The organism is Bradyrhizobium sp. HKCCYLS2038 (genome assembly GCF_051167655.1).
Taxonomy (GTDB): domain Bacteria; phylum Pseudomonadota; class Alphaproteobacteria; order Rhizobiales; family Xanthobacteraceae; genus Bradyrhizobium.
In genome coordinates this window covers 396,771-416,595 of record NZ_JBNPTM010000004.1, presented here as the reverse complement: position 1 = coordinate 416,595, position 19,825 = coordinate 396,771, and the positions used below count along the sequence as shown (strand labels likewise).

The 19,825-nt window shown below is 58.4% G+C and carries 17 protein-coding genes; 12 read left to right on the top strand and 5 right to left on the bottom strand.

What is annotated here, in order from left to right; genetic code table 11:
- Positions 1–136: 136 nt before the first annotated feature.
- The 4 genes from ACQR1I_RS19910 to ACQR1I_RS19895 are packed head-to-tail and all read left to right on the top strand — an operon-like array spanning position 137 to position 9,196.
- On the top strand, positions 137–3,001 hold the full coding sequence (locus ACQR1I_RS19910; RefSeq protein ID WP_434888824.1) for an SNF2-related protein: 2,865 nt from the start codon (positions 137–139) through the stop codon (positions 2,999–3,001).
- Between the two features lie 5 nt (positions 3,002–3,006).
- Entirely contained in the window at positions 3,007–4,821 is a 1,815-nt protein-coding gene (locus tag ACQR1I_RS19905) for an AIPR family protein (protein ID WP_434888836.1), read from the top strand.
- Entirely contained in the window at positions 4,818–6,485 is a 1,668-nt protein-coding gene (locus tag ACQR1I_RS19900; RefSeq protein ID WP_434888823.1) for a site-specific DNA-methyltransferase, read from the top strand. Before ACQR1I_RS19905 ends, ACQR1I_RS19900 begins: the two co-directional genes overlap by 4 nt.
- Positions 6,482–9,196, top strand: coding sequence for a DEAD/DEAH box helicase (locus tag ACQR1I_RS19895; RefSeq protein ID WP_434888822.1), 2,715 nt, complete (start codon positions 6,482–6,484; stop codon positions 9,194–9,196). Before ACQR1I_RS19900 ends, ACQR1I_RS19895 begins: the two co-directional genes overlap by 4 nt.
- A 6-nt stretch (positions 9,197–9,202) precedes the next feature.
- Here the strand turns inward: ACQR1I_RS19895 and ACQR1I_RS19890 are convergent, their stop codons facing one another.
- The 3 genes from ACQR1I_RS19890 to ACQR1I_RS19880 form a co-directional block, all read right to left on the bottom strand.
- Positions 9,203–9,643 (bottom strand): hypothetical protein, encoded by a 441-nt coding sequence (locus ACQR1I_RS19890; RefSeq protein ID WP_434888821.1) that lies wholly within the window; start codon positions 9,641–9,643, stop codon positions 9,203–9,205.
- Positions 9,640–10,953, bottom strand: a complete 1,314-nt coding sequence (locus tag ACQR1I_RS19885) for a recombinase family protein (protein WP_434888835.1) — start codon at positions 10,951–10,953, stop codon at positions 9,640–9,642. Before ACQR1I_RS19885 ends, ACQR1I_RS19890 begins: the two co-directional genes overlap by 4 nt.
- Positions 10,954–11,039: 86 nt before the next feature.
- Positions 11,040–11,489, bottom strand: a complete 450-nt coding sequence (locus ACQR1I_RS19880; RefSeq protein ID WP_434888820.1) for a DUF2924 domain-containing protein — start codon at positions 11,487–11,489, stop codon at positions 11,040–11,042.
- Positions 11,490–11,960: 471 nt separating this feature from the next.
- On the opposite strand from ACQR1I_RS19880, the gene ACQR1I_RS19875 reads away from it, so the two are divergent.
- The 3 genes from ACQR1I_RS19875 to ACQR1I_RS19865 are packed head-to-tail and all read left to right on the top strand — an operon-like array spanning position 11,961 to position 13,855.
- Complete coding sequence (locus tag ACQR1I_RS19875; RefSeq protein ID WP_434888819.1) at positions 11,961–12,245, top strand: helix-turn-helix domain-containing protein; 285 nt, start codon at positions 11,961–11,963, stop codon at positions 12,243–12,245.
- An 11-nt stretch (positions 12,246–12,256) separates the two neighbouring features.
- A complete protein-coding gene (locus ACQR1I_RS19870; protein ID WP_434888818.1) occupies positions 12,257–13,009 on the top strand; it encodes a hypothetical protein in 753 nt (250 codons plus the stop codon).
- A 33-nt stretch (positions 13,010–13,042) separates the two neighbouring features.
- The gene (locus ACQR1I_RS19865) at positions 13,043–13,855 is read left to right on the top strand and encodes a hypothetical protein (protein ID WP_434888817.1); all 813 of its coding nucleotides are present in this window, start codon (positions 13,043–13,045) and stop codon (positions 13,853–13,855) included.
- A gap of 833 nt (positions 13,856–14,688) precedes the next feature.
- On the opposite strand, the gene ACQR1I_RS19860 is transcribed toward ACQR1I_RS19865, so the two are convergent.
- Both ACQR1I_RS19860 and ACQR1I_RS19855 read right to left on the bottom strand, forming a co-directional pair.
- Positions 14,689–15,456 carry a hypothetical protein gene (locus tag ACQR1I_RS19860; protein WP_434888816.1) on the bottom strand — a complete coding sequence of 256 codons (768 nt, stop codon included), beginning with the start codon at positions 15,454–15,456 and terminating at the stop codon, positions 14,689–14,691.
- Positions 15,457–15,806: 350 nt separating this feature from the next.
- Positions 15,807–16,682, bottom strand: coding sequence for a hypothetical protein (locus ACQR1I_RS19855; protein WP_434888815.1), 876 nt, complete (start codon positions 16,680–16,682; stop codon positions 15,807–15,809).
- A 633-nt stretch (positions 16,683–17,315) separates the two neighbouring features.
- On the opposite strand from ACQR1I_RS19855, the gene ACQR1I_RS19850 reads away from it, so the two are divergent.
- From ACQR1I_RS19850 to ACQR1I_RS19830, 5 genes are all read left to right on the top strand, one after another.
- Positions 17,316–17,528, top strand: coding sequence for a helix-turn-helix transcriptional regulator (locus tag ACQR1I_RS19850; RefSeq protein ID WP_434888814.1), 213 nt, complete (start codon positions 17,316–17,318; stop codon positions 17,526–17,528).
- A complete protein-coding gene (locus ACQR1I_RS19845; protein WP_434888813.1) occupies positions 17,528–18,388 on the top strand; it encodes an ATP-binding protein in 861 nt (286 codons plus the stop codon). The genes ACQR1I_RS19850 and ACQR1I_RS19845 overlap by 1 nt, the downstream gene beginning before the upstream one ends.
- 44 nt (positions 18,389–18,432) lie before the next feature.
- Positions 18,433–19,209: a hypothetical protein gene (locus tag ACQR1I_RS19840; protein WP_434888812.1), complete on the top strand. Its 777-nt coding sequence runs from the start codon at positions 18,433–18,435 to the stop codon at positions 19,207–19,209.
- Positions 19,210–19,212: 3 nt separating this feature from the next.
- Positions 19,213–19,473: a hypothetical protein gene (locus tag ACQR1I_RS19835; RefSeq protein WP_434888811.1), complete on the top strand. Its 261-nt coding sequence runs from the start codon at positions 19,213–19,215 to the stop codon at positions 19,471–19,473.
- 131 nt (positions 19,474–19,604) lie between these two features.
- The gene (locus tag ACQR1I_RS19830; RefSeq protein ID WP_434888810.1) at positions 19,605–19,814 is read left to right on the top strand and encodes a DUF6511 domain-containing protein; all 210 of its coding nucleotides are present in this window, start codon (positions 19,605–19,607) and stop codon (positions 19,812–19,814) included.
- Positions 19,815–19,825 lie beyond the last annotated feature (11 nt).

Here is a 19,825-nt window from a genome sequence, read left to right as displayed (position 1 = left end):
GAAACTCGCGCTACAGTTGACATGCGGTTCAGTGTTTGGTTCGTGAGCCGTTCGATTGTTGCAACACATGATATTCCTCGGTGGCAATCGAAGCTTTTCAACAGCGGATGGGATATTATGCGTGGACGAGTCTTCGATGCCCATCACCGACTATCAAGCCAAACTCTTTGCCCACCAACTCACCCGAAGATGTGCCCCCGACAGTGCCGAGAAGCTCGCTGGCGCTGTCGCCGGGGCGCAGGTGGATCTCAATCCGCATCAAGTTGACGCGGCGCTTTTCGCATTTTCATCGCCCCTCTCGAAAGGTGCGCTCCTGGCCGACGAGGTGGGCCTTGGGAAGACTATCGAAGCAGGGCTTGTTATTTCGCAGCGCTGGGCGGAGCGAAAGCGCTGCGTTCTCATCATTACCCCGTCAAACCTGCGGAAGCAGTGGTATCAGGAATTAAGCGAGAAATTCTTTCTTCCGTGTACGATCCTTGAGTCACGTTCCTACAACGAGGCAATCAAGTCGGGTCGTTTTCGTCCTTTTGACGTTGAAGATACGGTGGTCATCTGCTCGTTTCAATTCGCTCGAAACAAAGCGTCAGATGTTCATGCCATGCCGTGGGACTTAGTTGTGATCGATGAAGCCCACAGGCTTCGGAACGTCTACAAGCCGTCCAATGTGATCGCCAACACGTTGAAGCATGCGCTCGGGCAGAAGCAGAAACTGCTGCTGACGGCGACTCCACTGCAGAATTCTCTGTTGGAGCTTTTTGGTCTGGTGAGTTTTGTCGACGAACACGCATTCGGAGATATCAAAAGTTTCCGTGAACAATTTGCCAATCTGAAGCAGGATCGCGTCTTTCATGTTCTCAAAGAGCGCCTGAAGCCACTCTGCCACCGGACCTTACGTCGGCAGGTGACAGCCTACGTCCCGTACACGCGTCGCTTGGCACTGATTGAAGAGTTCACGCCGACCGACGGAGAGGATCGGCTGTATGAACTCGTATCGGAGTATCTGCGACGAGATAATCTCCAAGCCTTGCCGGCCAGTCAGCGTTCCCTGATGACTCTCGTTCTGCGGAAGCTGCTCGCGTCTTCTACCTTTGCCATTGCTGGCGCGCTGTCTTCAATGTCGCAGCGCATGCAAGGCAAGCTGAAGAAGCATGAGGTCCGAGCGACACTCGAAGACGAACTCGCTGAGGACTACGAGAGCCTTGAGACTACGGCTGAAGAGTGGACAGAGGACGAGGAACTTGAACCGCTTACCGAAACCGATCGCATGGCGATCGAGTCCGAAATCGCCGACCTGAATGAGTTTGCTCGGCTCGCCACCTCGATCGAACATAATGCGAAGGGAAAGGCGCTTCTGAAGGCCCTGGATGTGGGCTTCGCCAAAGCCAAGGAACTTGGCGCCGCGCCAAAGGCAATCATCTTCACTGAGTCACGAAAGACTCAGGCGTATCTGCTACGGATCTTAGCCGACAGCCCATATGCCGATGGTATTGTGCTGTTTAACGGCACGAACACTGACGATCGCTCGAAGCAAATTTACGCCAGATGGATCGAGCGTCATCAAGGCTCGGATCGCGTTAGCGGGTCGAAGACCGCAGACATGCGATCGGCCTTGGTCGACTATTTTCGCGAAGAAGGCCATATCATGATCGCGACCGAGGCGGGCGCGGAGGGTATCAATCTTCAATTCTGCTCGCTGGTCGTGAACTACGACTTGCCCTGGAATCCGCAGCGGATTGAACAGCGAATTGGCCGGTGCCATCGCTACGGCCAGAAGCACGACGTTGTGGTAGTCAACTTCCTCAATCGCAAGAACGAAGCCGATCAACGCGTGTATCAGCTTCTGTCCGAAAAATTCAAGTTGTTCGAAGGCGTATTCGGAGCGAGTGACGAGGTGTTGGGGGCCATCGAGTCTGGCGTAGACTTCGAGAAGCGGATCAGCGCCATCTATCAGCAGTGCCGGCAAACGGCAGAGATCAAAACGGCTTTTGACCAGCTCCAACTGGAGCTCAGCCTCGAAATCAACGAGGCAATGAGCCAAACTCGAAAGAAGTTACTTGAGAATTTCGATGATGAGGTTCGCGAGAAGCTCAAAGTTCGTGATGAAGATGCGAAAGTGTACCTAGACCGCTTTGAACAATTGTTCATGCGTGTCACACGGCATGAACTGAATGGTTGCGCCGAATTCCTAAACGCCTCGTCTTTCCGTTTAGCTTCCAAACCGGCATGGGCGGATGGCCGGGAAATTCCACTTGGCCTCTACGAGCTGCCACGCCGATCGGGTGAGGCTCACCTTTACCGGCTGAGCCACCCTTTGGGCGAAGCAATCGTCGAACGAGCGAAGGCGCGAAAGCTCGCGCCGGCGGAGCTGACTTTCGACTACACCAATCACGCTGGGAAAGTTAGCGCGCTTGATCCACATAAGGGTCAGGCAGGATGGCTTGTGGCGTCGGCGCTTACCATCGAAGCCCTCGACCAGGCCGAAGACCACCTGCTCTTGTCCGGCTTGTCGGACGCTGGCGAACTGTTGAGCGACGATGCCGCGTTACGCCTCCTGACATTGGCAGGAGAGGTCGGGCCAGAGGTGGTCGCCCCAGCGCAAACGATGGATCGGCTGAATGGCGCTATTCGTCTCCAGCAGCAGGGCGTCCAGCATTCGATCTCGGAGCGCAATGCACGCTTCTTCGAAGCCGAAGCGGACAAGCTTGACGGCTGGGCGGATGACCTCAAAGTCGGCCTTGAACGGGAAATCAAAGAGATCGACAGGCAAATCAAGGATGCGCGGCGCGCTGCGACGACCGCATTGACGCTGGAGGAAAAGCTTGCGGGGCAGAAGCAGATCAAATCCTTGGAAGCGCTAAGAAATCATAAGCGACGAGCCCTTTTTGATGCGCAGGACCAGATCGATAAGCAGCGGTCAGAGCTCATTGCACAGATCGAGGCGAAATTGGAACAAAAAGCCGATGTTGTTCCGCTCTTTACGATCCGCTGGAAGTTGGTTTGAAAACGATGCCCAACGCTGCGGAGAAAATCGCCCACATCGAAGCTGCGCTCCGGCGCCGATTCTTCCCGCTGGTGCCAGAGCGCGCCCAGCGTTGGACACCAGAGCAACACGATGTTGATCGTTGCTCGCGTTCGCTGGCTGCCTATTCACTCTGCGGGGCGTGCGGGATCTCCGATGCAATTGCCGCAGGTGCGCTGGTCGACGGAGGAGATGACGGTGGTATCGACGCGCTTCATTTCGATCGGGCCGGTCAGCGACTGCTGGTGGTTCAATCCAAGTATAAGCGGCCGAACAACGCCGAGAACCCGCAGGGCACAGGCCCCAATCAAGCGGAAACTCTCAAGTTCATCAATGGCACCAAAGCGCTCATGGAGCGGCGCTTCGACGGGTTCAATGCGGCGGTCAGGAATCGTCTGGACGAAATAGAGGAAGCTCTGGACACCCCGGGCGTGAAGATCTGCCTCGTACTTCCATTCCTCGGCGAAGCATTGGACGGCCACGCGAAGGCTGACCTCGACGCTTACGTCGCTCAGTGCAACAGCCTTTCGGACTGCATGAGTGCCACTGTTGTGGGCATCACCCAGACCTATGACTGGATGGTTGCCGAGCAGGCAAACCAGGCAGTAGACGTCCGTCTCACCCTGGAGAAATGGTCGAGCGTGACCGCACCGCGAAAGGCGGTCTATGGACTGGTGAAAGGCCAAGAACTTGCGGCGCTCGTGACCGAGCACGGAACCGCGCTCTTCGAGCGCAACATCCGGCACTATCTCGGCTCGGTCGGCGTCAACGTTGCAATCGAAGAGACGGTCCGGCGACGCCCGGAGGATTTCTTCTACCTGAACAACGGCATTACGGCTGTCACGACGGCCATCACGCAAGCGCTGGGTTCACCCGACCGGTGTGTGTTCAGGCTCACCGCATTCTCGATCGTCAATGGCGCTCAGACCGCCGGCTCCATCACGACGGCGTCGCTTGCGGCCGCGATCTCCGAGAACGCGAAGCTGCACATCACGATCATCGAGGTCCCAGATCCTGCCGACGATTTCGCCGTGCGCGTAACGAAAGCGCGGAACTATCAGAACCAGGTGCGAGGGGTCGACTTTGCTGCGCTCGATCCCAATCAGGAGCGCATCCGGCAGGAACTCGCTGCCGTCGGTATTCGCTACCATTACCGTCCGTCAGTTGAATCACGGATCAGGCAGGACGACGCGTTCACGCTGGAAGAGGCGGCGCTTGCGCTGGCCTGCCTTTCATTCGCTGTTCCAGATGGTCAGCGAAGGGGTCAAAGAGGTACGAACGCGGTCGATCTCGTCGTCACCGCCAAGCGTGAAATCGGCCGCCTCTGGGAACAGGATGGCTCGATTTACGCGCAGCTCTTTCCGGCGTCGCTGTCCGGCGTTCGGATCTGTCGGCTCGTGCGCATCTACCAGTTCATTGACCGTATTCTGGCCGGGAGTGAGCGGGCGGAGACAGCCTACGATCGGCGAATGTTTTTCCGGCACGGCCGCTACCTTGTCATGAGCTTGGTCGCACATCGTCTCCCGGGGCTTATCGCAAAGGCCGCTCCTAGCCTCACCGCCGAGGAGGAGCGCGAGATTTCGCAGCAGACCAATCATCTTTCCGAGGTGATTTTTGCGACTTCCAAGGCTATGCAAATCGATCGTGGCTTTCTTGCCATTTTCCGCAATCTCACCGACGCGCAACCGCTTGCCGAGAAGGTTCTCCTTCGGTTGGGCGAACTGGATGCCGCTCAGAACCCACAGGCCCCTGCTAGCGCGGCTGCGCCGGCAACGGCCGCAGCCTCCACGGACCAAGCGTGACCAAAAAGCAAAAACTCGAACTAACCTGGGTCGGAAAAGAAAATCGGCCGCGATTGGAGCCGCGAATTCTGCTGGAGAACCCGGAGAAGTCCTATCACGCGAAACATCGAGTGAGCGACGATGACATTTTCGACAACCGGTTGATCTTCGGGGATAACCTGCTTGCGCTGAAGGCGCTGGAGCAGGAATTCGCCGGCAAGGTGAAGTGCATTTATATCGATCCTCCATACAACACGGGAAGCGCTTTCGAGCATTATGATGATGGTCTAGAGCACTCTACGTGGTTGTCACTAATTAGCGTAAGACTGCAAATTTTGTGGCGACTGTTGTCTCCAGAAGGGTCATTTTGGATTTCAATCGACGACTACGAGATGCCCTATTTACGCGTCGTAATGGACGAAATTTTCGGACGCTCAAATCACATTGCAACGAACGTTTGGCAAAAGCGCTATTCACGCGAAAACCGTGAAGCGATTGGTGACGTGCACGAATACATAGTCGTTTATGCAAAATCGCCGGATTTCTTTAAGAGAGATCGTAACATGCTCGAACTTACTGACGAGCAGAAAAAGGTATATAAAAACCCTACGAACGACCCCAAGGGGCCATGGCGTACAATACCAATTACCGCGCAGGCTGGCCACGCAACAAAATCTCAATTTTATACAATTGTTGGTCCAACGGGAAAGTCATTTGATCCTCCTGCTGGAAACTGTTGGCGATATTCAAAGGATGTTTTCGACAGGATGCTGGCTGAGGGCCGCATCTATTTCGGACGGGACGGAAATAGCCAGCCTACCACGATCCGTTACCTGTCTGAGGTTCCTGGTGCTGTTCCGTGGACTTGGTGGCCCCATACAGAAGTTGGGAACACGGATGAAGCGAAGAAGGAGATGATTAACCTTTTCCCGAAGGTCGAACTGTTCGACACTCCTAAACCCGAGCGTTTAATGAGGCGGATTATACACATTGCGACCAACCCGGGCGACCTTGTCCTCGACTCTTTTGCTGGCTCCGGCACGACGGGTGCAGTCGCCCACAAGATGGGGCGCCGCTGGATCATGGTGGAGCTGGGCGACCATTGCCACACGCATATCATCCCTCGGCTGAAGACGGTCATCGACGGTGAGGACCAGGGTGGCGTGACGGAGGCGACCGGTTGGAAAGGCGGTGGGGGGTTCCGCTATTTCAAGCTTGCGCCGTCGCTCCTCGAAAAGGACAAATGGGGCCGCGATGTCATCAGCAAGGTATACAACGCCGAGATGCTGGCCGAAGCGCTGTGCAAGATCGAGGGCTTCACCTATGCGCCCAGCGACAACATGTATTGGCAGCACGGCACTTCGACCGAACGCGACTTCATCTATGTGACGACCCAGACACTCTCGCCGGAGCACCTTGATGCCTTGAGTGAGGAAGTTGGCGAGGGACGCACACTGCTCGTTCTCTGCGCGGCCTTCCGCGGCAACTTGTCCGCATGGCCGAACCTTACGGTTAAAAAGATCCCGAACTACATTCGCCAGCGCTGCGAATGGGGTCATGATGACTACAGCCTCAATGTCGAAAACCTCCCAAAAGCGTCGCCTTCGCCCAAGGCTATCGACAAGGCATCACCTCGTTACGCCTCCCAGCCGGGCCTGTTCGATGTTGCGGGAGACGATCAATGAACCGTCACGTCAACGCCATCGCTGGCCGTCTCAGTCTCCGAGCTCCGCAGCGGCAATCTCTTGAAATTCTCGACCGTGTCACCGAGCTGTCGCTGCCGCGAAAGGACGCCGATCTCGAGGCGGCGCTTGCGGCGATCCGAGCCGAATTTCCGAGCGTCACGGATTTCGAGCGCGACTTCCCGAGCCTGTGTTTCGCGCTGGCGACGGGCGTCGGCAAGACCCGGCTCATGGGCGCGTTCATCGCCTATCTGCATCTGGCGCACGGCCTGAACAACTTCTTCGTGCTCGCGCCGAACCTAACGATCTACAGCAAGCTGATCGCAGACTTCACGCCCAACACGCCGAAGTATGTCCTGAAGGGCATCGCAGAGTTTGCGATTTCGCCGCCTGTCATTACGACGGGTGACAATTTCGAGCGGCAGATCGCGAGTGGTGGAAATCTGTTCCCGGTTACGATCAACATCTTCAACATCTCCAAGATCAACTCGGAGGTGCGCGGTGGCCGGAGCCCGCGCATCCGCAGCTTCAAGGAGGAGATCGGGGACAGCTATTTCGACTATCTGGCTTCCCAGAATGACCTCGTCTTGATCATGGACGAGTCCCACCGCTACCGCGCGACTGCGGGCGTGCGCGCCATAAATGAGCTGAAACCGGTCATGGGTTTGGAGCTGACGGCCACCCCGTTTGTCGAGACGACGCGTGGACCTTCGCCGTTCCAGAACGTCATCTTCGACTATCCGCTCGGCCGCGCCATGGCGGACGGCTTCGTGAAGGAGCCCGCTGTCGTCACCCGCGAGAACTTCGTCGCGGCCGGGAAATCGCCCGAGCAGCTTCAGCAGATCAAGCTGGAAGATGGCGTGCGCCTCCATGAAAGTGTCAAGGTCGAATTGGAAACGTATGCGCGCCAGGTCGGCGAGCGGATCGTCAAGCCTTTCATGCTGGTGATCGCTCGCGACACGACGCACGCAGCGGAGCTGATGACACTGGTGAAGTCCGCCGCATTTTTCGAGGGACGCTATGCGGACAAGGTCATCCAGGTCGACTCCAGCGTGAAGGAGGAGGAGACGATCGAAAGGCTGCTCAAAGTCGAAAGCCCGGATGAGCCGACAGAGATTGTCATTCACGTCAACATGCTGAAAGAGGGTTGGGACGTCACCAATCTCTACACGATCGTGCCCCTGCGCGCCGCCAATGCGCGCACGCTGATCGAGCAATCGATCGGGCGTGGGCTTCGACTTCCCTATGGCCGGCGGACAGGGGTGACCGCCGTCGATCGCCTGAACATTGTGGCGCATGACCGTTTCCAGGAGATCGTCGACGAAGCACGCAAGCCGGACTCTGCCATCCGCCTGCAGCAGGTGATCCTCACCGAAGAGCAACTGCAGCAGAAGACGATCACGGTCGAGTCCCGGCCTCAACTTGCCGCGAAGCTTGGCCTGCGCTCCGATACGGCGGCGAACGGAGCATCGAGCTTTCAGGAAGCGCCGACCGAATTCACGCATGAGGAGCAGCAGGTTGTTCGGATCGCCTATGACGTGATCCGCAAGATGGAAACCGAGCCGTCGCGCTTGCCCGGCGTCGCGCATCTTCAAAATCCGGAGGTTCAGGCGGCGGTTCTGCGGGAGGTCCAAAGCCAGTATCGGCCTGCTCAGATGGAGCTGGAGGGGATTGCTAAGCAACCCGATCTCACGGCAATCGTCGCCAGGACCGTCGATCTTGTGGTCCAGCAAACGATCGATATTCCCCGTATCCTTGTCACGCCCAAGGGCGAGGTGAAGTCAGGCTTCCATCACTTCACGCTCGATCTATCGCGCATGCGCTACGAAGTGCCGAACGAAACGCTATGGGCTGCCCATCTGCGGACCGGGCAAGTCGATCGGATCGGCCTCGGGGCTGGCAACATCGATGAGCAAAAGTTGGAGGATTACGTCGTCAGCGGTCTGGTCGACTTCGACGACGTGGCCTACGACGAGCATGCCGATTTGCTTTATGATCTAGCGTCTCAGGTCGCAACCCACCTGTTGGCGACGCATCCCGAGGACGGGGTTCGTAAGATCCTGAGACTTCACCAGAAGGAAATTGCGCGCTTCGTTCACGCACAGATGCAGAGCCATTTCTGGCAAGACACCGAAGTCGAATACGAGGTAGTCGTCACACGGGGCTTCACGGCGCTTCGGCCTAGCGCCTACACTGCTGCCGCAGGGGAGCAGCCACTCGATTTTAGGACGTCCCCCGCCGATAAAAGCAACATGTCGAAGTACCTCTTCGGCGGTTTTGCGAGATGCCTCTACCCCGTCCAGAAGTTCCAGTCCGACGCTGAGCGAAAGCTCGCCATCATCCTGGAGCGCGAAGCCTTGAAGTGGTTTAAGCCTGCCAAGGGCCAATTCCAAATTTACTACAAATGGGGTGCGGACAATCCAGAGTATCAGCCCGATTTCGTGGCCGAGACTCGGGATCGAATCTTCATGTTGGAACCGAAGGCGGCCAACCAGATGACCGATTCGGAGGTGCTGGCGAAGCGGGATGCAGCCGTCAGCTGGTGCAAGCATGCTTCAGATCATGCCCTTGGTCATGGAGGCAAGCCTTGGACCTATGCTCTCATTCCTCACGACGTAATCGCAGAAAATATGACGCTTGAGGGTTTAGGGTGCGGCATTGACGCGGCTGCCCGAGATTGTCCGGAACGCGACACCATGGAGGGCAAGAAATAGTATCTGCTAATGCGGCATGGCGCATTGCTCGCCGAATAGGAGATGCCTTTGCTCCTCCCACTCCACCGGCAGCGGCTTCAGCAGATCATCCACCTGCATCGTGGGCGGCTGCCTGCCATCAACGATCGCCTCGATAATGTCGGGGGACAGTAGAGTTAGCCGCAGAATCCTGCTGACGTAGGAATCGTTGACCTTTTCCGCCTTGGCGAGTTCGGCCGCGCAGCTGTATTCGCCGTTCTCCAGCATTTCGCGCCAGCGGTGGGCGCGGACAACGGCCTTGAGCAGGGAATGGTCGACGCGCGGTGCGGGCGACCAAGGGACTGAACCCCGGGGCGTCAGAATTTGCTTCCGGCCAGCGCGTTGCCGAAACCGAACGGGGATACGCACCGTGACTGTCCGCTCATCCCTACTGATGCTGATCTTGGGAGATTCGGCCTCATCCGTCATGCGGCGTCCTGCTGGCTGCGCGACTTGGCCGTGAGTTCTGCGACGAGGGTGCCGATACCTTCGATGCCCAGGTTCACCTCTATGCCATCGGCGGCGACATCAACCCGCTCGACCAAAAGCTGGACGATGCGCGCTTGCTCCGCGGGAAACAGTTCATTCCATAGCGGCTCGAATTCGACCAGCGCCGTCCTCACCTCGGCCTCGGTCAGTTCTGGCGACGTCTCGCGCGCCTGCCGCCACGTCCTGACGATGATTTCCGGAGATCGCAGCAGAATGCGGACCTGGTCGACCACTATCTTCTCGACCTCAGCGGCCGGCACCCGCCCGACTGGCATATCGGTCCGCGCCTGCTTCAGGATCGTTTGGCTGACGTAATAGCGGTAAAGCATGCCCTTCTTGCGCGTGTGCGACGGTGACATAGCGGTGCCGTCCGGGCCATGGATGAGACCCTTCAGCAGCGCTGGGGTCTGACCTCTTGCCGCGTTGGATCGCTTGCGCGGATCGATCTGCAGATGCGCCTGCACCTTGTCCCAGGTCTTTCGATCCAGAATCGCGTCGTGCTCGCCGGGATAGCTGACGCCTTTGTGGACGGCTTCTCCGATATAGACCGGGTTGTGCAGCAGCTTGTAGAGCATCCCCTTGTCGATCAGCTTGCCGTATTTGTTTCGGACTCCCTCCTGCACAAGCTGTCGGGCCAGGATCGTCGCCGACCCTGTTTTCAGGAAGCGCTGGAAAATTGATCTGACGAGTTTGGCGTCCTCTTCGTTGACGATCAGCTTGCGGTCCCGAACCTCATAGCCGAGCGGTGCCCAGCCGCCCATCCACATGCCCTTGCGGCGGGAGGCGGCAAACTTGTCCCGAATGCGTTCGCCGATCACCTCGCGCTCGAACTGGGCGAAGGACAGCAGCACGTTGAGCGTCAGTCGGCCCATCGAGGTCGTCGTGTTGAACGATTGTGTGACGCTCACGAATGTCACGTTTCGGCGGTCAAACACCTCGACGAGCTTGGCGAAGTCCATGAGGGACCGCGATAGCCGGTCGATCTTGTAGACGACGACGACGTCGACGCCTCCGGCTTCGATATCTGCGAGCAGGCGCTTGAGCGCCGGCCGCTCCAGCGTGCCGCCGGAGAATCCGCCGTCGTCGTACCGATCGGACAGGAGCAGCCAGCCTTCGGCGCGCTGGCTCGCGACATACGCCTCACAGGACTCCCGCTGGGCGTCGAGGGAGTTGAATTCCATCTCCAGCCCTTCCTCAGTCGACTTCCGCGTGTAGACCGCGCAGCGGATCTTCCGAATCGGAGAGCGGATCGTGCTAGCGTTGGCTGAGCGACGCTTGTCGGATACCGGTCCGCTTGGATTGCCTCCATACGCCGGGCTTGGTCGCGCTGATCGGCTCATGCTTTGCCCCGGCTGTTCTTCAGGCCGAAAAAGACCCAGCCGTTCCAGCGCGAGCCGGCAATCTCGCGAGCGATTGACGACAGCGATTTGTAGGGCCGTCCCTCATACTCGAAATGATCGCCGCGCACGGTGACGCAGTGCTCGACGCCTTCCCATTCCCGGATCAGCCGTGTGCCGGCAACCGGGAGTCGATCGTTGCGAAACTTCGACTTCGCGCTGGGCTTGCCGCCGTCATACTGCTTGGCGAGCGCCCGCAGCCGTTCGACGGTCTCCTTCTTCAACCCGCCATAGGCCAGTTCCTGGATCCGATAGGCCAGCCGACTCTCCAGGAAGCGCCGGTTGTAGGGCGGCGGCTCGGCCTCGAACAGTTCGCGCCATTGCTGCTTGAGCTGCGGAGCTGCCATCGTTTTCAGCGCGGCGATCCGAGCGAGTACGTTGTCCTTCATCAATCTGCCTCCAGAGATTTCCGGTCGGCATGACCGCTCTGGTGCTCGGAACAGTCGAGTGAACTCTCTCCAAAGTTGCGAGATAAAGAACTGGACTTCCGGGCCTGGAGCCGCGTCAGGCCGGCGACCAGGATCTCAGCGATCTCTCCGAGCCGTTCTGAGGTGGTCTCGGGGCGAATTGTGCGGCTCATCCAGGGAAGCCCATGTCCTCAAGGGGAAGCGCTGACCATGGCACGACGCGGCAAACGTTCGTAAGTCGTATCAATCGCTTGGCGAAATGCTGCGGCAACAATGGTGGGCCCGCGCAGACGCGCGAAAAGCGCGCGACGATCGATTTCGCACGTGCGCTTTCAAGATTCGACTCGACAAAGTTCGATGGAACAAAATAAGAACATTGAGGTCGGCAGTTTGTGACCTCGTTTCGCGAATGTGCGACCGGAGATTGCAGATTTGCGTAAAGGAGCAAAAAGGGTGTCGGAGGCACACGTGAGCTTTGGTGCATTCATTCGAGAGCGCCGCGGCGAGCGCGGTCTCACCCTGCTGGACGTCGCTGCGGCCCTTGAGATCTCGGTGCCGTATCTTTCGCGGATCGAACGTGATCGGGAGCGCGCGCCGCGTGACGAATTGATCGAGCGCCTTGCACGGGCCCTCGACATTCCGGAAGACGAGGCCTTCGCCGCTGCTCGCCGTTTACCTCCCGACCTGCAGAGCCGGGCGTCGGAGGTCTTTGCGCTCTACCGCCGGGCCTCACGCTGAGAGAAGTGGCGATGTTGATGTTGAACTATCCCCACCTCCGGCCGTCGCTGGAGCCAGCCAGGCTGCGCCGCGAAGAGATCTGGCAAATCGGAGAGATCGCGCGGCAGCAGATCGGAGGGCGAATGTCGCGCCCGAAGATCGAGCTTTCGCGGATCGTCGCGCGCTCCAATCGCTTCACGGTGAACGGCCTCAGCTATGAGGCCCATTGGGAAATCGGGCGATCCGTGACGGACGATGCCGGCCATCCCGTCATGGGCGCGATCGAATACGACGAGAGCTGGCCGTCGGCCGCGATGATCTCCGTCAATGGTGAGCTTATAGGCGATCGCGAGGACCTTGCCCGTAGCACCGTCGTCCACGAGCTCGGTCACGCCGTGTTTGATGCCCCGTCATGGATCAGGCGCGGGCAGTCCCGACCGCCTGAGGCGGGGGCGCTTCCTATGCGGCATTTTCAGCAGTCTGTTCCGGGCGAGGGGGCGAGCGACGGCGGTATCGACTGGTCGGAATGGCGCGCCAACGAATTCATGGGCGCATTCCTGGTGCCATGCTCCCTGCTGCACGTGCGACTGCATAAGCGAGCAGCGGCGCTCCGCGTTCCCTTGATGGAGGTGCCACAGTCAGATGGCTTGCCGGTCGTCAACGGGTACAAGGCAGGGTTCGACGCGATCGAGACGCTTGCTTTTGAAATGGCCGAGCTGTTCGGCGTCTCGGCAACGTTCATGCTCGTTCGCTTCCAGAAATATGGCCTGGTGACCAGCATCTAACCTCGTCACCCCAGCCGAACGGCAGGAGCAGAAATGGCGTTGCCTCCGAAGAGCTATTTCCATCTGGATGAGATCGCAAACTGCTGGGGCGCGTCGATACCAGATTTCGCCTGCTATACGCTCGACGGGTTGCTGGAGATCGCGGTGATGACCATCGGCACGCGTGTCGAGACCGGCAGGTTCGAGGCCGGCGACCGCGGGATGGTGCGAATCCTGGAGTCCGAGAGGATCTTGCACGGACCTCAGCTTGTCGTCTCATCCGATCTCTGGCCCATCTTTCGCGTAGGTTCCGGCGCAATTGCGCGTTTCAAGCCGAACACGCCTGACGGCTTTATTGATCTCGCGTCGGATGAGCAGCCTATCCGAGTGCGAATAGCTGACCTCCTGGTCACGCGGAGAGAGCGCGACCGGTTCGAGGCGGCCCACGGCATCGGCACAACTCGCTCCGCCGAACAGCCGACCGAAGCCAATGTTCAGAGCGGCGACGCATTTCTCCATCGCAACAACTATGCGGAGGTCGTCCTCAACGGCGAGATATTTCGGCTTGGGATCCTGCAGGCGTCCGTCGTTCGCGAGCTTCATCATGCAGCTCAATCGGACAACCCTTGGCGTCATGGAAAAGAACTGCTGATGAACTGCAATGCGTCGACTATGCGGATGGTCGATCTGTTCAAGGCCAAGCGCAACTGGCGCACGCTGATTGTTTCCGACGGGCGCGGATACTACCGTCTCAACGTTCCGGCTCGCGCCGCAGCACGGACCGCGCATCGCGCGTATCGGCGGTTTGCGATCAAAATCGCCTCGCAATCTCTGTGCTCAATGGTGCGCAGCCAGAACAATTTCTGAGCCCGGCAACCAATGGTCCGAGATCGCCACCTAACCGGATACGCGGTGGCCGTCCAAACTCGGGGCGAAGCAGCGACGCGAATGCGTAGGTCGCGATCACCGGGCCGATGGCGTCGACTTCCATCTGCTCAATAGGTCGTTCTGATAGGCTCCGTTTAGCTATGAGGCGGTCAAGGCAAGTTGCAGCCTAGCAAAATCTGACCGCCTAGTGTTGAAGCTCGTCGACTAAACTGGGCGCGCCACGGCTGATGGCTGCCTCCTTGAAGTTCTGTCAATTACACTTTCCCTGCTTAGCGGCGCAATCCATGTAACACGACTTGTCGTCGGGGCACGTCCAACTATACTCTTTACCACCACAGGACCCGTTACAGGATTTTACACGGTAAATCATAGATGCGTTCGGCACCTGCTTTAGCGGGCTCAGCAATGCAGCGAGCTTTGATCCGTTTTCGGCGTAGGCAGCACAAGGACTCGCGATAAGCACAACGGCGACTAGCGTCCTAAGCATGATTTCCCCCAGAACTGCTGAAAAAGCTGATCAAGTAAGGATTGAATCATTCTGACAGCACGACCTGAGAGGTCAATAGCTAAAGAGCGCTTCCGCGCTGAAAAAATGACGTTGTCATGCGGGCAAAGAATGTCAGGCTGATGCTGCCTTATCCGCCCATACTTCATCACCTTAGACAGTTCTGGCCATAACACGGCAATGCTGAGGCCGAACTTTGGGCACCCATAACTAGAGTTTTGCGTTACTTTAGATAGCGTACGCTGTCTCAAGAAGACTACGGAACAGCTAGTCTTTCGAGATTCGTTGGTTAGTCGCTACGCTGGAGTCATCGGTTTTGAGGAAGGGAAACTCGGAAACAGCTCTTATCTCCAACCGAAAAATCGACGTACTTTCTGTTCGCGTAAACGTTTTTAATCGGGCCTCCTTGCTCCTCGTCTAAGGCCTTCAGCAAACTAGCTTTTCTTTTGTCTCCTTCACCTTCATCTGGTAGAAAGTGTAACTCGGCACGCGTCTCCGGAGACGGAAAGCTGAAGCTAACCGCGCCGTTTGTTACTTTGAACTCTCCTTGCAAATTTACAGGAACCGAAATTTTTGCGTTGTAGCGAGCGGCGTCGCCATCCGCCCGGAGCACGCATGCCTCTTCGCCCACGTTGTTGACTATTCCGTCCTTAAAGGATGTTTCTCCTCGACCACATGGATCGCTTTCTAATTCGAACATTTCTCGAAGCTCAGATGCAGAAAGCGTTCCCGGTTTATCAAGCAAACGATTCGTCAGGGTGGTAAGGCCAGAAGCCTGTCCAGGCTCTAAAGTAAAGGTTTGGCAGAACGGGCTATTGCTGTCACAGGCGACTTGGCAACCCTCGGAAGTGTTTTCGAATGCCGCCGGCGAGACTAAGTCAGCGAGCGTTCTCGCAAGTTTTGTGTATAGAACTGGCGTGTAGTTCAGCTCAAGTGAACCGTGTTGCTGTGGATTGCCGAAAATAGCCCAAACAGTGTGGCCTTCTATGTTAGTGCTTTGATACCAAGTTGGCCTAGCAATGGTAACCTTGCCCGTAATAAAATCCCAGTGTTCGCCTTGTGAGTCCTTCTTCAACTCGCACACCGTTGTCGACGTACACGTGCTTGCGTAGACGTCAATAGTCTGGAGAGAAGAGCCGTACCCTGGGGGGCGATATGGAAACCAAGCGCCAACAAGGCCAGAACTGTAGCTGCAGATGCAGTCAGCATACGGACCTGAGCGAGGGGCTCCGCCATTGGAAGGACTAGTGTAGTCTTGACAACCACAAAAGCTGTCATGGACTTTGGGGTAATCGCACTTGTTTTTGCATAAATCGAGGTTGCCGCAACCCGACAGCCAAAGTGAACTAACAACAACTGCGGCTGAGCCCACTATAGTTCGTTTAATGTCCATCATCGCTCCAATCGATGTGGGCTCAAAATGATTTAGTGCTGGACTTCATCTCGAAACACGCAAGTGACCGCGGGCCTCTGAGCAGTTGAGCGCTCTCGTACCAATTCGAGTGCGCCATTCTGAGGCCCGCCGGGTGTCTGCTCAGACACTGATCTAAAATACGCGCGTTCATTTGCCCAATTCCACTTTACGGGGAGCGCGTTATCGCCGCTTTGCAGATCATCATTTGTAAGCTTTAGCTCTGGATAAGGGACGGAGAACTTTCCGACATTCGCCAAGCTGTTGGCAATGCCGCCAAACATGCTTCCAAATGTGCCCCCTAATCCCAAGACATTGTTGACTGAGAAATCGCTGTTTTCCGTAACGTCTAACAGAATGTCATTGCCTTTAAATTTTGGGACGAAGGTCGCCTCGTACCATCCGTTTCCTTTCCCGAGAACAGTCTTCGCAAGTCGCTTATAACAAAACCGTAGGGGCTGGCTAAAAGTTGGACACGGCACATCCATCCCTGGACAAGTCCACTTGGTTGCGGATATGTCGAAGCGTAACAGTAGCGACGGCCCTCGAGGAGAAGCGCTATATCCATCTATTGAAGAGTTCACGTCGCAGTCGTCGCGTGGGATAGCGGCTTTGGATGCGATCAACGGCAGAACCTTATTGTTGAAGTCTTTCAGCTCTGCGCTGGCTACCTCGAGAATTCTTATGAGGCCGTCTTTCTGTTCCTCAAACTTCCAGCTGACGCGAACTATAACTTCTGTGCTTTGGCCCATTAAATCGATACTTGTATAGGTCGGAGTCTTGCTAGTCACAGGTGCAAGGTCACATGGTGCTGCCAGGCTGTGTTCTGCTAATAAACAGAAATTGACGAAAATACTGAGAGGAAAGCCGACGTTTGAAATGAATTTCATTGCAACCTACCCATCAAAGAATGCGCTGTTAAAGCAAGCAATCATTGCGCGATCAGTTCAAATTGTAAACGGGGTTTTGAAAGAGACGGCTGGCGAAGCAAGGCACAACCGGTGCTCGGGCTGCCAAGGAGCTGGTTACGCGCCGATCTGCCTGTAGCTCGCAGCCTACCGTTCTCTTTCGCAGCGGTTACGGCTCGTACGGTCGCCCGGACGGGTACCAACATCATGCAGCGTTCATAAGCTATTCCAGGTCGAAGCCTTGGCTGAGATGATCGAAAACATGCTGACGTGATCTTCCCGTTTTACGCGTGAAATCAAGCCCAAAGACCAGTTCGAAGGGACCGAAGTCGGCTTCTGGACCCTTTCCGGACCTGATACGATTCTTGAAACGAACCGGGCGCGCGACCAAAGTGAGTATCCGCGACCACGCTGGATTTTTTGACGTCACGCCCAATTGGCTGCTGTGGTCGATAAGGGCGCCGTGGCCGCCAGCGCGTGCTCCCACGGCATCCCACCCGAACCCCACGCCATCCCACTCTGATCCCACACCGCATCCCTCTCCGGCGCCCACGGTAGGTAGCCCTGAGAAGTGGTTAGCTCCCGGTCGAAGCAATTCGCGACCCGGAGAAAACAGTGTCGGATCATTTCCTCAACCAGAAGCAGCTCGCGCGGCGCTGGGGGCTGTCGCCTCGGACCTTGGAACGCTGGCGCTGGCTTCGGCAAGGCCCGGTCTATTTCAAGCTCGGGGGTAGGGTCTCCTACCGCGTTGCCGACATCGAGGAGTTCGAAGGCGCGAACGTTCGCAAGACGAACTCTGCCCAATTCCAGCAGGCGAGGGCTGCGTGATGGCGCTCCGCATCGTTACCGCAGACGAGCGGCTCGCTGTCGCCAATGCCAAGACCACGGTCGCGATCTTCGGACCGGCTGGCGCCGGGAAGACGTCTCTGGCGCGGACGCTCCCGCCCGACGAGACAGTCGTCATCGACCTCGAAGCCGGCATGAAATCCCTCCAAGGCTGGGGTGGCGATTCCATCCCGGTCCGTACCTTCCCCGATGCAGCCGACGTGGCTTGCTTGGTCGGGGGCATCGATCCCGCAGCCGATGCGCAGGGGTTCTTCTCCGAAGCGCACTACCAGCACGTCGTCGCCGAATACCCCGATCTCGCGCAGATGATCGCGAGGAAGCGGTATGTCTTCGTCGACTCCATCACCGATCTAACGCGACAGGTGATGGCCTGGGCGAAGACTCGGCCTGAGGCGTTCTCGGATCGGACCGGCAAGCCGGACACGCGAGGCGCGTACGGGCTGCTCGCACGGGAGACCATATCGCTCCTGAAGCATCTGCAGCATGCGCCCGGCCGCACCGTGATCTTCGTCGGCATCCTGGAGCGCGTGGTCGACGAGTTCGGTCGCGAACATTTCCAGCCGCAGATGGAAGGCGGCAAGGTCGGCCGCGAGCTGCCGGGGATCGTCGACCAGGTGATGACGCTGTCGCTGTTCGATCCCGATCCAGGTTCAGATGGCGGCGCCTGGCGCCACAACATCACGAGCGGATCGACGCGGCGCCTGGTCTGCCAATCCGGCAATCCCTGGAGCCTGCCGGCAAAGGACCGCTCCGGACGGCTCGATCCCACCGAGCATCCCAACCTGATGGCCGTCCTCGACAAGATCAATGGCGCCAAGCCGCCGTTCGATCGCGCCGCCTGATCGCCCCCTTTTCGCAAGCACAGCAAACCACAGAAGGCATGACCATGCTCGATCTCAATGACGCAGAACCGCAGCGCTCCTCCGATCTCATTCCCGACGGATCCTTCGCCAAGGTGGTGATGGCCATCCGTCCTGGCGGCATCGACGGCAACACGCCGATGGATGCGGGGCTGCTGAAGGCCTCGACCCAGCCCGGCTCCGACGTCCGGATGCTGGACTGCGAATTCACTGTGACCGAGGGACCTCACATCCGCCGCAAGTTCTGGCAGGCACTGACGGTGTCCGGCGGCAAGGTCGACGAGAAGGGCGTCTCGATGGGATGGCTCATCACCAAGCGCACCATTCGCGGAATGATCGAGAGCGCGCTCGGGCTCGATCCCAGCGATGAAAGCCCGCAGGCCAAGGCCAAGCGCACGCTGCCGGCGCTCAAAGCGCTGGATGGCATCACCTTCATCGCCAAGATCAAGGTCGAGCCGGGTCGTGACGGTCAGTCCGATCAGAACCGCCTCGACATCGCGGTCACCCCAGACTTGCCGGAATGGTCGAAGGTGATGAAGGGCGAGGACGTGCCGCCGCGCCCTGGCACACGCCGAGCGCCGAAAGCCGCGGCAACGCCGGCCGACACGGCGCCCGCCTGGCGCGCGCAGGCCGCCTCTCCGGCCACGCCGGCCAGAAACGCGTCACCCCCACGTACGGCCGCCACGGGGCCGGCAAACGGCAACACCGGTTTTGCCGGCGCGGCGCCCGCCTGGCAGCAGAACCAGGCGGCCGCGTCCCATCAGGCGCAACAGCGCTCCGGTCCCGCCTGGCTCAACGAGTGAGCCATGGCCGCGACTGGGCCGACGAGCCGCAACCCCGACGATCTCTGGGCCGATCACGTGAGACAGCAATGCGCAAAGGCCGTCGCCGAGTGGCTCGAAGGGGCGGTTCGCCTCAACCGGCCGATCCGCAGCCTGACCTCCTGCGAACTCGAGAACATCGCGGAGGCAGCCACCAGCCGCTGGATCGCGCTCGCTTCGCAGCGGATCGCACAGGCGCCGGACGCACCAGGGTCGCGGAAGCTCTCGCAACTGCTGATCGGTTGAGACCCTGCACCATCTGCGCGCGGTCCGCGCGCGGCTTCTTCTTCACCCACGCGCTGCGGCCGGATCTCCACCCGACCTACGCCTTCTGTTCGCTTGCCTGCCAACGGGCAGGTGCGGCCATCGCAGGAAGAATGAACGGCATGATCGACAAGACTGCAATCGAGACCAAAGCCATCAAGGAGGCCCGCCGGCCCTTCGCGGAAGTCATCGGCGAACTCGGCCTGATGCCGGCATTCGATGGGCGGACCGCGGCCGAGATCGACCGGATCATCGAGGCCTGCGTCGACGGGTTTCGCGAGGCGATGGGCCGCCTCGCGCTGAACGACGATGTGCCTTTTTGATGCGGCTGCCA